Genomic DNA, 13,118 nt, shown 5'->3' with positions numbered 1-13,118 from the left:
AAGCACATGAATATTACTGTCCTTGATGCAGCGACATTAGCCAACACTTCGTTAGATGCCTTAGCGCAATTAGGTAAGTTAACCTGTTACGATTTAACCGCTCAAGAACAGGTTGTTGAGCGCTGCCAAGATGCCGATATCGTTATCAGTAATAAAGTGGTGATTGATCAGAACGCCATGAGCAAATTAACTAATTTAAAATTAATATGTGTTGCAGCGACAGGGACTAACAACATTGATTTAGGTGCAGCCAAAGAGCATAACATCGCAGTGACCAATGTCGCGGGCTATTCAACACCGAGTGTGGTGCAGCATACCTTTACTCTCATCACTAATTTACTTGGCAATACTCACAGATACATTAATGATTGCCAGCAAGGCTTATGGCAGCAAAGCCCGATCTTTTGCCGTTTAGATTACAGCTTTAATGAAATTGCCGGCAAAACACTGGCTATTGTTGGCTATGGCTCACTGGGTAAAGCCGTTGCCGATGTAGCACGCGCCTTTGGTGCCGATGTCATCATTAGTGAACGAAAAGGCCAAACGCCTCGTGAAGGTCGTGTTAGTTTCAATTATGCCCTAACCACGGCCGATATTATTAGTGTTCACTGCCCGCTAACTGATGAAACACGCAACCAAATCGCTGCGGCAGAATTAAGCATGATGAAACCGTCAGCTATCATCATTAATACTGCTCGTGGTGGGATCATCAATGAAGCCGATTTAGCTGACGCATTAGCTAATAATGTCATAGCCGGAGCTGGTGTTGATGTACTCAGTAAAGAACCCGCAGAGCAAGAAAACCCGCTGGCACTATACAAAGGTGCAAACTTATTACTTACCCCACACATTGCATGGGCGAGCCAAGAATCTATTGTGCGCTTAGTTAACGAAATTGCGTTAAATATCCAAGCATTTAATCAAGGCGAAACACGTAACAGGTTGGTCTAAATCGCAATTTATTAGTCAATAGAGCTAAGTAGTTAGTAATTTATTACTTAGCCCATTGACTAAAAATAACCTAACCAATTGATTCATTTGTGATTTGTAAGTTTGGCAAGCAGTTTGCTATCAAGTGGATAACTATAAAACAATTTCTTCGGGATAAAATAACATGAAAAAAGCACTTCTTATTGCCGCGCTAACTGCTCCATTTTTAACTGGTTGTGTCATTGCTGTTTCTGACGGTGAAGCCGACACACATTGGGCTGGTAACTCTTCTAGCTGGCAAAAACAGCATAAAAATAACCGTGAAGTGATTTCTAATCTTGCATTAGATACGAGCTACCAAACTGTATTAAATAAACTAAATACACCTAACTTTACCGAGCTATTAAAGCAAGGCGATGATGTTTATCAAGTATTATTCTATGCAACGCATAGCATTCACTCTGATGGCAAGATGACTAAAGATGAGTGTACGCCACTCGTATTTAAAAATGATAAGTTAATTGGCGTGGGTGATACGATTTATAAATCACTTAGCAATGGTTAATAAATAGTTTGAAACGGGTGAGTAGGCTTTGCCTACTCATGTTCATTTACTGCGATCATTCTCGATACTATCTGATCTCGTCCGGCATCTTTAGCCTGATAAAGACCTAAATCAGCTTCTTCAAGCAAAGTTTGTTCTGCATAAACCTGACCATTTTCTGTGGTCGCAATACCAATACTAATTGTGACATGGTCGGCATTTAGCGACGCTTTGTGTGGGATGTTTAAATCATTCACAGCATTGCGCAGTTTATTTGCAAACGATATAGCCTCTTTAGCTGAAGTATTGGGTAACACCGCAGCAAACTCTTCACCACCATAACGAGCAACAAAATCACTGCCTCGTTCACAAGATCCAACTAAGGCATGAGCAATTTGTTTTAAGCAATCATCACCTGCTCGGTGACCATAGCAATCGTTGTAACGCTTGAAGTGATCAACATCCATCAATAACACAGATAACGGGGTTTGATCTCGACGGCAACGACGCCATTCTCGCGCTAAATTTTCATCTAAATAACGTCGGTTTGGGATCTCGGTTAGGCCATCAATTGAGGCGAGCATCTCGAGTAAGTCATTTTTTTGTTTGATCAGCAGCTGATTACGCACTCGAGCACGCACGATAGCAGCACTAAATGGTTTAGTGATGTAGTCCATCGCGCCTAATTCAAGGCCCTTCGCTTCATCATCGTGACTGGTATTGGCAGAAATAAATATTACAGGCAGCATACTGGTAGTTGCGCTTTCTTTTAACTTAGTAAGCACTTCATAGCCGTCAATGCCTGGCATCACAATATCCAAGATCAACAAATCAACAGTTTGCGTTTTTAAAAACGTTAGTGCTTTTTCGCCACTCTCAACACAAAAAACATCATAGTCTTGCTGCAATGTTTTCTCTAATACCAAGCGGTTTAACGGATCGTCATCAACAATCAGTACCTTGGCTCTTTTCAACATCAGTAGATCCTTGTTCGATGATAAATGCGATGACCTGTTTCATTTGCCACTGCAACTCATCATTTAATTGTACGGGCAGTTCGCCATCTGCTTTAAGCCTAGCTTCACATTGCTGAGCGCACGCTGACAATCGCTTAAAACCGAGATTTCCGGCTGACCCTTTTACATTATGAACCACACGGACCAACTCATCGGTAGTTTTTAATGTAGAGATTTGTAATAACTGCTCTGCTGCCATAGTCGCAAACTTCGACAACATAGTTAATACTAACTTAGTATTGTTTGCAAACTGAGACAGTATAAAAGCTTGATCAAAAAAGACTTCTTTTGTGTTATCAAGTTCACTCATTGCTAAAAACAACTTACTAGCAACAATCGGTTTAGTTAAATGCTTATTCATACCCGCCGCGATTGAATGCTCAATATCTTCGCTTTCACTGTGTGCAGTGAGTGCGTAAATCGGCATTTGTTCTTTGGTGAATGACTGACGAATAATACGCGTGGCCTGACAACCATCCATTTCTGGCATCTGAATATCCATAAAAATGAGATCGGGCCTTAAGCTATTTGCCAGTTCAATGCCTTTTTCACCACTATGTGCACACACAACGGTGACATCAATTTGCTCTAAAATGCTCTTAATAATGCTTAAATTAAGCGGGTTATCATCCACAGCCAGCACTAACATGCCAGATAAATCAGTACTAGAAGGCAATGAAACCAGCTCTTTTTTCACAGGCTCCGCGGCTTTATCTAGCTGTAAGCAAAAGCAAAATTCACTGCCTTTACCTTTTTCGCTTTCCAGCTTAATTTCGCCTCCCATTAGCGCAACTTCGTACTTAACAATCGCTAAGCCTAAGCCAACCCCCTGATGAGAGCGCGTTAATGATTCATCACCTTGAGTAAATGCATCAAATAAGCGGCTTTGATCTGCCTTGCTAATACCAATACCGGTGTCTTTAACAGTAAAGCAAATGAGTTGCTGCTCAGCTGACTCTTCCACCAGCATTAAGTTTAATGTCACTGTGCCTTGCTCGGTGAATTTGGCAGCGTTTGTCAGTAAATTAGCCAGTACTTGCTGCAAGCAAATTTGATCACCCACTAAGTTATCGCTAATGCTTTTATCGCATTCGACTTTAAATTCGATATCTTTATTTGCGCATAAAGGGGCTGTTATTCCCTGACAGTAGTCGATTAAATCAGGCACACTAAAAGGGGCTTTATTAAGTTGTACTTGCGAGCTTTCAGCGCGGGCAAAGTCAAGCATACGATTCAATAAAGTAAGCAAGCTATTGGCTGCTGATTTTGCTTGTTCGGCATGATTACGCTGCGGCTGTGTTAAACCTTGCAATGCAATCACGTCAATTAAGCCTAGTACAGCATTGAGTGGTGTGCGTATTTCATGACTAAGGTTTGCAATAAAGCGGCTCTTAGCTAATGTAGCCCGCTCTGCGTCATCTTTTGCTTTTACTAAATCCGTCACATCCTGTACATGAACAACATAGTAATCAGGTGTTTGCTCAGCATTCCAAACTAATGACACACTAATTTGTAGCCAGCGCTGCTGCTCTTGTTGCTCAAGACTAAAGTGATAAACTTTTTTCTTCTCATGCAACAGCTCTGTCAGGGTATTTTTTAACGTCTGATAAGACGTCTCGGCAAATAAGTCTATTAATTTAAGATCATTGGCATTTTCAATTGCAAAGATTTTGCGTGCTGCTTTATTTGCTTGCAGCACCTGATCGTCAAGAGATACCAACAGCACCCCATTTGCAGCATATTCCATGGCACTGCGTAATTTTGCTTCGGAGCTTTGTAATGCATTGAGCGCATTATGCTGCTCGGTAATATCACGACCAATCGCCATGGTGCCGAGAAATTGCTGATGCTCGTTATAAAATGGCACGATGCTAAATAGATAACTGTTATCTTCTGTGGTCAATCTTTTTTGATAAGCTTGGCGGTCTTTGAGTACTTGCTTTTCAAGCTCGTTTAACTCGCCATTATCATCGCTAATATCACATAATTGCTGCCCAACTAACTTCTCTTGTGGCAAGCCGATATAGCGCTCATACGCCTTATTACAGCCTAAAAATGAACCATCAATATTCTTAAAATAAATGAGATCAGGTACGTTATTGAGCATGGTATTTAATAGCGCTAAGTGACGCTCTTTCGCATCAATACTACGGCGTAATTGTTTTGATTTTACCTGTACTTGCGAATCAAGCGCTTTATTTGCCTCTTGTAACGACTGAACGAGCTCTTCATTACGGCTAAACACCTTTTTCACACGGCTGAACCAAGGCTGCCAATCAACTGGAATACGATAATGAACTAATGCTTGTTTGCCTTCATCATGCTGCTCAAGATAATTCATCAAGTGTGTCATTGGTTTTACAAAAATACGCTGACTTAACCAAAAAACAGCGCTGAACATCATCACTAAAAACACACTCAAAAATGCGAATTCTAAAAAAATGTCGTAGCCTACCGGTTCACTCAGGGCTTGCTTTGATTCATAGAAACGAGTGTAAATAGGTAAGTTGGTTGCTTCTTGCACTAAATGACTGTGGTTATTCTTGGTCATATCTATCGCGACATTCGGCCAATGTTCGCTGGCGCTTATGGCAGTATTAAGTGCTGTTTTTGAGCTGGCAATCACTTGGTTATCTTGGTTGATAAAAATATACTCACCATAGTTAGGCGCTATTTTTTTTAACCAGTTAGAAATTGCTTTAAGGTCATAAATCAACACGATGTAATCACGACTATTGGCAGCACGTTGCTTGCCAATAGCAAAGTAAGCATGACCATTAATCGTCAATACAGAACTCGAAGCAAGCTTGTTGCTATTTATTGATAAAGGTCGAAATTTGTTATCTAACACACTGGTCAGAAATTCACTTTTTGCTGTGCTACGGCGCTTAATATAAACAAAGCCTTGCTCGTTAACATAAGCAACCGCCTCTAAAGATTGAATTAGCGACAGCGTGGTATTAAAAGAGGGCCCGAGGGCAATAACTCGTCGCCATTGATTAATTGCATAAGCGGTTGAGGCAAACTTTCCTTGCCCGACTATCTCCCCAACTCCATCGCCAACACTTTGATAGTAATAGTGATCGTATTGATTCACATTGCGTGCCCAACTAGGATCAAAATCATATGACAGTGGCTGCTCATATAGCTTGAACATGTTGTCTATAAGGCCATCTGCGGCACGCATAGCATGGCTAAGCTGAGCTGAAATATTATTAAAACCGTTTTGCCTGCTTTCTATCGCCCGTTCAAGTTTTAAATTATATAGATGTAAACACAAAAAAAACGCCACTAGCAGCGGCACAATAAGTGCCACTGCTAAAGAGCGATAGTAATGCTTTAACGGTAAAAAATTCACTGGCTTATAAGTACCTTACCTCGATAACAGCTAGGTTAACGAGGCATAGGAATACTGGCAAGTTATAAATTTTCTTCAGCAAAGCTGGCTAAGCGGCTACGTACCACACCGTTTAAATTAACGGTAGCACTGCCCTGAAAATCTTTAAAACGTTCAACAATATAGGTTAAGCCTGAGGTAACTGGCGTGAGGTAGTTACTATCAATTTGCGCTAGATTACCTGAGCAAATGAGTTTAGTGCCTTCACCGCAGCGAGTAATAATGGTTTTCAGCTGTGAAGCGGTTAAGTTTTGACTTTCATCCAAAATCACCCCCGAATTGATATAATACTATCATACCCTTAATAAACTTGAACAAAAAAGCTTTTACACACATACTCTAGCTAAGAATCAAAGGTGAACGAAAATGATACTTCGAAATACAACAAAAACTAAAATAATTAAAACATCAGTCAACTTTGGAAAAGGAATGTCTTTTCACCTCGATAAATCAGGGCAACCTATTAAGACTGAAAAAGGCATCAGAACTCACTCATATAGGCACGATAAAATAGAACCTAATTTTCCAGTGCTATATCACCCGACTCGCTTCACCGAATGCCAAGAAATGAACTTATTTTTAATGCACCGCTTTGAAGGTCATTTCAGTCTCAAAAAGAATCAAATAGACAATGAGGCTTTTAGTGACGCTTATCATGCCAGCCAACCGGGAAAGCCATTAGATGTTAAGTCTGTTTGCAGTATAGCTAAGCACTTAAAAGCTTTCTTAGATTGGTTGGATAAAGATGATGCATCCTATTTTGAAGTAATAGCTGCACCACTTTCAAAACAATCTGTAGATGATGATATTTCTAGGTTACCTGTGTGGAGATATCACAAACATTTATGTGAAAGAGTCGAAACCAAAGATAAGTCTAAACGCATAAGCTTTAACAGCGCTCAAGAACGAATTAGAGCTGTTAAAGCATTCTATATATGGAGCCATAAGCGCGGGGCTATAGATAGCCTCCCCTTCTCACTTGAATACAAACAGGTACGTATTAAATCGAAAGCTAAATCAAGTGTAAGTTCATTGTTTCAATTACCTACTAGCAACACACGTTCTGGAGGCTTATGGAAGTGGGTTAGTAATTTGAGCATTCCAAATACATTGAAACAAAAGGAAGACTCACCCGAAAAAGATCTACAACCATATTCTCCAAAAGAACTTAAACAGTTGCTGGAGACGGATACGGCTCAAAAAGAGACTTATAAGCTTTATTTGCAATGTGCTTTGCTAGGTGGACTTCGTTCTTTTGAGATTTCAGCCATCGACCAGAAAGACCTTTTTGATCCTGATGAAAAAGAAAACGAGAAACGTATTCCAAAATTGAACATTGTACGAAAAGGACATAAGCCAGTGAGATTAACAATAGCGCGAGTTCTAATGAAGCTTTTGTACAATCACACTTTGACAATTCAAAATATGAAGCGACGTACCAAACATGAGACTAATCATGGTATGGACAATAGTGAACATCCGCTTCCTTTGTTTATGAATAGTTCAGGATCGCGGATAAGCGAAGATACACCGGGGAATACTATTTCCATAGTTAGAAAAGAACAAAGGAAGCAGGGATTAGAAATACTATTACGCACATTCCATGACTTACGCGCTACCTTTGCTACTTATGTCGCTAAATACCTAATTGACAAAGGTGAATCGGAGAGTTCCATCAGACAGACACTAATGACCTTGATGAGTCACGAAAGTTTTAAAACAACCAAACGTTACATCGACTTTGCCAAAAGTGTAGCAGTGGATGCATACGGAGCAATGTCAGAGTGGGTGAAAGATATCTACGGTGATGTTGACGAATTACTGATGCGTGAGGCTGAAGATGCAGCAGCAAGTTAAAACGCGGAAGTCCAATCGTATTCCTGCTAGATTTAAACCTCATTCAATTGTTCTAGCCAAACAGTTAGACGTTTTATTTAACAGGGCATATGACAAAGAAAACAATATTAGCGCAGATGACGACACTGCTATTTCAATGAGTCGCTTGCGGAATGCTTGTGTCAGTTTACAACATACTCTTCCTCTAGCCCTTAATAAGGTTAGTACAGATACTGCGACATCAATTCAAACTTCGGGATTAAATGCTCTATCAGACTTTGAAATTTGGCAAGAACTGGAATACTTTTGCATTAATGAAATAAATGATGTCAAGCTACCTAGTTATGCTACTCGTATAGAAGAAGCCTTAGAAAACTTAGCTAAGTTTCATTTTTATGATAACGCTATCAACGCTCCTTTTAGGCTAGTAAATGGGGCTACTTCAATCGACATAACTAAATTATTCGAACTTGAATTCCATCAAGTAAAAGAGATTCGTAAATTACTAAATAAATATCTGGACTATCTCGTCCTTCCAGAATTAAGCCTCAAAGATTCTTCTATTAGGGACAATATCCTCAAAACTGCGACAGCTATTATAAATCTTTGTCTACATGATACTTTTAAGAATACTGAACGCGTCAAACTGCCATTATTGGCAACATTACAGGATAGGGAATTCGTTTCATCATTTATATGCAATCACAACTTCCGTACTTTTTTAAAATTTATACTACCCGATGTGTGGGGTAAAGCTAGAGTCAATCAATTTAAAACTGAAGCCGAAGTAATAGGGTATGCACAAAGCATATCATCCAAATTTGGCAATGAAGTTGATGCTTTTTTGAAAAATCAGATAGCAAGCGCTTCGGAAGCTAATACAACAAGAGTTAGATCCTCAACTTTATCATTTCCAAGGTGGTTGAATAGTGCTGGTAGCGTAGCATCACCAATAATTAAGCTGCTTAGTGAGCGTGGAATTCAAGGGTTTGCAGAAAATGGCCTTCAGGGATTTAAATACCTTTATAAGCATTACCAAGAAGAAACTCAAAATAACCAGCAGTTTTTACTGCTACTAAACGCTGCATTGGACCTTTACCACTTTGTTACGGGTGAAAAAATCGCAAAGGAAAGTTTATTACCCTACTCATTAGGCTATTACCTTAAAGAAAGTGACACTACCGAATGGCAGAAGCATGAGTGGGTATATGACAATGCCTATAAATTTTATCAAAACCTAGTCGAATACCATAAAGTTTTTACAAAGCGAATTGATGGCGAGAGCATAGGTATCGTCACTCTCAAAGGTTACATAGGTAGTATGGCTAGAGCATTGAAAGAAAATGCATCATCATTAACAGATGAACAAATGAAGCTTATTGCCAGTCATGGGGTTCATGCTTTTGTTGAAAATAACTGTGAGATACTAAAGGCTATAAGAGAGGCAATTCAACTAAAATCAAAACAAGGCGATTTGTCGGTTTTTGTTGGTAATCAATATCAGAGCGCTATCGACAAATTACTATCGTTTTATGGTCTAGATACTATTAAAAGCTTTCCGGTCAACACCGAATTAACTGCACAACATCAAGAGCAACTATCTCAGAATCAAGATAAACTCTACTCATATAGAGAAGTAGTAGAATTAGCATATTACATAGAAAAAGGGCTTTCTGAGACCTTACTCACAATTAAAGACAAAGTTACACTTTATGCAGCAAAAGTCATATTGAAAACTGGTTGGAATTCAACTCCTACGCTAGAGCTTGATACTGACGACTTATTTTTCTTTAACACGCCATTACATTCAAGTAAAACTCCTGCTCTTCGTTTATTTAAACGCCGAGCTAATTATCAAACTCAATGGCATAAATTTGAAATTAAAGCCGAAGATCTAGAAAAAGAAGGCGTCTTATACGGCGACGTTGTCGAACCAGTAATATTTGATATTAAGGCTGCGACTAGACTTACGTCTATTTACCGCCCTTCTATTGAGAACCTATCAAAAAGAATTTTTGTTTTTCCCAAAGTAAATAGTATTGGAGAAGTAAAGATTCAATTATTAACAGCATCACGTTTCAAGACCTCTATAGATAGGATATTGACTGAGCTTGGGTGTGATATCGTATTTAATTCGCAAAAGATCAGAAAATCAGGGCTTAACTACATTTACCGAAAAGTTGCCAAAGAATTTAAGTGGTATCAAAAAGCTGGCAAGCACTCTTATGAAACGTTCTTGCGTCATTATTTAATGCAAGATAACAAAGATGTTGCAATGACAATCAACAGAGCGACAAAAACAATGGCAGACTATTTTGTTCGCGATGTTACCGACAAAGTAATCATTTTGCAGACTCCACCAGAAGACGGTAAAAAAGTCCCGAATGGCACATGCATTAACTCAAAAGATAAATCCGCAGTAGTGGCATTCGAATCTCAAAACAGGAAATTATTAGACCAGCGAGATACAAACGAGCATGCATGTGCCGACTTTAACGCATGCTTGTGGTGTCCGTTCTATCGCTGTGTTGCTGACGCATTGCATGTTTGGAAACTTTTGTCATACCGGGATTTTGTTGTTGCTGATATGGAAAACTCAGCCGCAACATTTGACTCTGTAACAGAGCAACTGGAAAACATAGAGCAGTTGAAAAATAGAGTTAACGAAATATTAACTGATATTGCCAAGCTTAATGCTCAAGCTGTGATTGATGGAAAAGAATTATTGAGAACAGAGGGTATTCATCCTCATTGGAAAAACACAGGTTTGCTATGACCAAAGAGATAACTAAAACAAAACTACTTGATATCGCTGTTGTAAAAACACATACAGGTCAAATCACTATAAAACCTTTGGTTCAGGTGTTAGAAGATTTTAAAGTTGATGATACTAGCGCTTTTAATTCGATTGCTTTGTGGGAAAACAGAGCATTGAATATTGCTAAACATGGCACTATTCACTTTGGCGATGACACTTGGATAAGCTATGAAGAAACGCAAAGAAATGTGAATTTTAAAGGTGTTGATGAATTAGCATATCAAATTCGAATTTATTCACTAATTAAACTCACACATGGTGATGTTGTAGGCGGTAAACCTCTAAAAATCTCTACACTTCAAAATGATGTAACGTATCTAAATTTAATTGCAGCCTTCTTAAGACAAAGAGGTTATCACTCATTTCATGAGTTGGAGTTCAAATCTGACTTAGTTATTAGGAATCTCATAAAAGACTATTTATATGAAGTCGGGAAAATAGCTATTTACAGACAATCACACTCATTTACTAAACTATTTGACGTGCAACGAAGCTTTCGTCTTTTTGGCCCTAAGGTGTGTAGTGTTTTTATTGATGTGCTTAACCAACTAAACGAGTTACACCATCCGAGACCAGTCACTTATTCGCACCCTGTCATTCCTACTAAAGTAATGAAAAAAATTCTGAAGTTTGCAGAAAAAATAGTTGAAAACTCTAAGGATAAGATAGAACGATGGCTAGAATTAAATGCACGCTTAATAGATAGTTTACATGAAGGCTCCATTGAACCACCGCCCAAAATGAATACAGGTGAGCTAATAGCAAAACATGTAAGAAACTTACCCAATGAAGAGGAATTCATTCAATTATCCGAAGAATTAGAAGATTTAAAATTAGCCACATACATTAATATCTTGGCCTATACAGGTATGAGATATAACGAAGTACTTACATGCAAGGTTGGCTGTGCCAATTACAAAGATGATATTTATTACATTACGGCAATTATGACCAAAACCGACAACAGTAAGGTTGAGATGGAATGGTTTTCAAACGCTGAAGTACATGAGTGTGTTGGTATTTACGAAAAATATGTGATCGGTATGCAAGAAAGGGCAAAAGCTGTACTTTCTTCATGCAGAGCCAATATAACAAGTAGTCAAGCACACAATTTGAAAGAAGGGTTAGAAAGAAACCGTCTTTTCGGGGTTTCACATAGTAGCTGTAGTGTTAGTTTTAGCGATGCTGGGCGATTCACAAAATTTGAGGTTAAAAACAGTGAAAACATTGAGCTTTTTGACTTAACTCTAGACGATGATGATATAGCAGAGCTTGAACGCCTTGAATCTAACTACAAAGAAGTTAGAGGAGAGAATAGAGGTGTCCCATACGAAGAAGGCGATACGTTTAGATTAACCGCTCACATGTTTCGACATACGTTGGCCTACTTTGTCATTGCCAATAAATTAGGTGAGCTTGATGATATTAGATATCAATTTAAACATTTAACTAGCCTAATGACGTTTGTTTATACTCGAAGAGCATTTTTGGCCTCAACAACTTTAATTAAAACTACTGAAGAGTTTAATGAGATTTTAATTGACCGTGTTGCAGAAGAGTTAATAGATGAAGCCGAGTCACAATCACTTAAAGGTGGTGCTGGTGAGCAAATTAATAAAACATCTAAAGATCTGATAATAGGTATTACTGATAGTCAAAGTAAAGATTCGACTGTGATTAAGCAGATCCATTTCAGTTCAATTGAAGAACTGAAAAAATTTCTCGTCAAAAATATTAAAAACATACGTGGCTTACCTACGGGGTACTGCACTGCGGGAGAAGCTTGCAAGATAAAAGGAGCAGGAATCCCTAGTGGCTGTGTGTATTGTGGTAGTAAAATCATTACCAAACGCCACAAGGTCAATTGGCAAATAATAAAAAAAGAAGCAACGCAGAAACTAGAGGCATATGCGGCATTAACCAAAGAAGAGCAAGAAGATTACGAGCTATTTGCTATTCACTGGAAAAATAATATAGCAGCAGCTGACTATGTATTAGATGAAGGCAAAGCGCATACAAACCAAGGAGAACAAGCATGAGTAGCGCATACGATGATATAAAACGTGCTTTTGAAGAGATGAAATCTGATGGCAGCAAGATAACCAAAAATGCAGTAGCAACGAGAGCTAAAAGAAATATTGCAAATCTATCTAAAGAAGAAGAAAAATGGGTAAAGTTACGAGAAAATATTGAAAAAGCTCAATTAACTTGGGAAGAAAAAAATAAAGATAATTTAATAAAACAACTCAGAACAAAGGTAGCCGAACTAAAAAGCAAGCTTGCTAAAGAAAAGCAAAAAAACGAGATTGACCCTAAGGAAATCGATAAGGATTTTGAAAAGCTACTGGTGCGATTACAAGAAATGTACGCTGAAATAGATAAGCTCAAACTGATTAATGCTGATTTAAAAAATCAACTTCAGCACTCAGGGCAACATACAGAAATAAGAGTGGATACGTCTACTGGTGAAATTATTGAATTAGTTTCAACGAAACAATAGATTAGATGTAGTAGCTCATATCTCATCTTACAGTTTTGTTGATTAGGTTTAGACTTCACCTGACAGGCAGCAAGAGC

The 13,118-nt window shown here is 38.5% G+C and carries 8 protein-coding genes and 1 pseudogene; 6 read left to right on the top strand and 3 right to left on the bottom strand.

Annotated elements, in window-relative coordinates; all coding sequences use genetic code 11:
- Positions 1–6 precede the first annotated feature (6 nt).
- Both VRK28_RS09465 and VRK28_RS09460 read left to right on the top strand, forming a co-directional pair.
- Positions 7–951, top strand: a complete 945-nt coding sequence (locus VRK28_RS09465; protein WP_332393824.1) for a D-2-hydroxyacid dehydrogenase — start codon at positions 7–9, stop codon at positions 949–951.
- Positions 952–1,114: 163 nt separating this feature from the next.
- Positions 1,115–1,495 carry a DUF3192 domain-containing protein gene (locus VRK28_RS09460; RefSeq protein ID WP_054562759.1) on the top strand — a complete coding sequence of 127 codons (381 nt, stop codon included), beginning with the start codon at positions 1,115–1,117 and terminating at the stop codon, positions 1,493–1,495.
- A 32-nt stretch (positions 1,496–1,527) separates the two neighbouring features.
- Here VRK28_RS09460 and VRK28_RS09455 read toward each other — a convergent pair whose 3' ends face one another.
- The 3 genes and pseudogenes from VRK28_RS09455 to VRK28_RS09445 form a co-directional block, all read right to left on the bottom strand.
- Entirely contained in the window at positions 1,528–2,451 is a 924-nt protein-coding gene (locus VRK28_RS09455; protein ID WP_332393823.1) for a diguanylate cyclase, read from the bottom strand.
- The gene (locus tag VRK28_RS09450; protein ID WP_332393822.1) at positions 2,420–5,848 is read right to left on the bottom strand and encodes a response regulator; all 3,429 of its coding nucleotides are present in this window, start codon (positions 5,846–5,848) and stop codon (positions 2,420–2,422) included. Before VRK28_RS09450 ends, VRK28_RS09455 begins: the two co-directional genes overlap by 32 nt.
- A gap of 62 nt (positions 5,849–5,910) precedes the next feature.
- Positions 5,911–6,168, bottom strand: a pseudogene (locus VRK28_RS09445) (PhoH family protein); the annotation flags it as partial.
- 85 nt (positions 6,169–6,253) lie between these two features.
- Between VRK28_RS09445 and VRK28_RS09440 the strand changes: the two are divergent.
- The 4 genes from VRK28_RS09440 to VRK28_RS09425 are packed head-to-tail and all read left to right on the top strand — an operon-like array spanning position 6,254 to position 13,041.
- Entirely contained in the window at positions 6,254–7,744 is a 1,491-nt protein-coding gene (locus VRK28_RS09440; RefSeq protein WP_016708217.1) for a site-specific integrase, read from the top strand.
- Complete coding sequence (locus tag VRK28_RS09435) at positions 7,728–10,499, top strand: hypothetical protein (RefSeq protein WP_074988938.1); 2,772 nt, start codon at positions 7,728–7,730, stop codon at positions 10,497–10,499. The genes VRK28_RS09440 and VRK28_RS09435 overlap by 17 nt, the downstream gene beginning before the upstream one ends.
- Positions 10,496–12,580: a hypothetical protein gene (locus VRK28_RS09430; RefSeq protein ID WP_130049666.1), complete on the top strand. Its 2,085-nt coding sequence runs from the start codon at positions 10,496–10,498 to the stop codon at positions 12,578–12,580. Before VRK28_RS09435 ends, VRK28_RS09430 begins: the two co-directional genes overlap by 4 nt.
- Entirely contained in the window at positions 12,577–13,041 is a 465-nt protein-coding gene (locus VRK28_RS09425) for a hypothetical protein (RefSeq protein ID WP_016708220.1), read from the top strand. Before VRK28_RS09430 ends, VRK28_RS09425 begins: the two co-directional genes overlap by 4 nt.
- Positions 13,042–13,118: the final 77 nt, after the last annotated feature.

It is taken from the genome of Pseudoalteromonas sp. P80D2 (assembly GCF_036680945.1).
Classification (GTDB): Bacteria; Pseudomonadota; Gammaproteobacteria; order Enterobacterales; family Alteromonadaceae; genus Pseudoalteromonas; species Pseudoalteromonas shioyasakiensis.
Note: the sequence above shows the minus strand (reverse complement) of the source record. Positions and strands in the feature narration are given on the sequence as shown.

What these genes read in the sequence shown, in the direction of transcription:
- VRK28_RS09465 (WP_332393824.1), top strand. Translation starts at nt 7, where the DNA reads ATGAATATTACTGTCCTTGATGCAGCGACATTAGCCAACACTTCGTTA.
- VRK28_RS09460 (WP_054562759.1), top strand. Translation starts at nt 1,115, where the DNA reads ATGAAAAAAGCACTTCTTATTGCCGCGCTAACTGCTCCATTTTTAACT.
- VRK28_RS09455 (WP_332393823.1), bottom strand. Translation starts at nt 2,451, where the DNA reads ATGTTGAAAAGAGCCAAGGTACTGATTGTTGATGACGATCCGTTAAAC.
- VRK28_RS09440 (WP_016708217.1), top strand. Translation starts at nt 6,254, where the DNA reads ATGATACTTCGAAATACAACAAAAACTAAAATAATTAAAACATCAGTC.
- VRK28_RS09435 (WP_074988938.1), top strand. Translation starts at nt 7,728, where the DNA reads ATGCAGCAGCAAGTTAAAACGCGGAAGTCCAATCGTATTCCTGCTAGA.
- VRK28_RS09430 (WP_130049666.1), top strand. Translation starts at nt 10,496, where the DNA reads ATGACCAAAGAGATAACTAAAACAAAACTACTTGATATCGCTGTTGTA.
- VRK28_RS09425 (WP_016708220.1), top strand. Translation starts at nt 12,577, where the DNA reads ATGAGTAGCGCATACGATGATATAAAACGTGCTTTTGAAGAGATGAAA.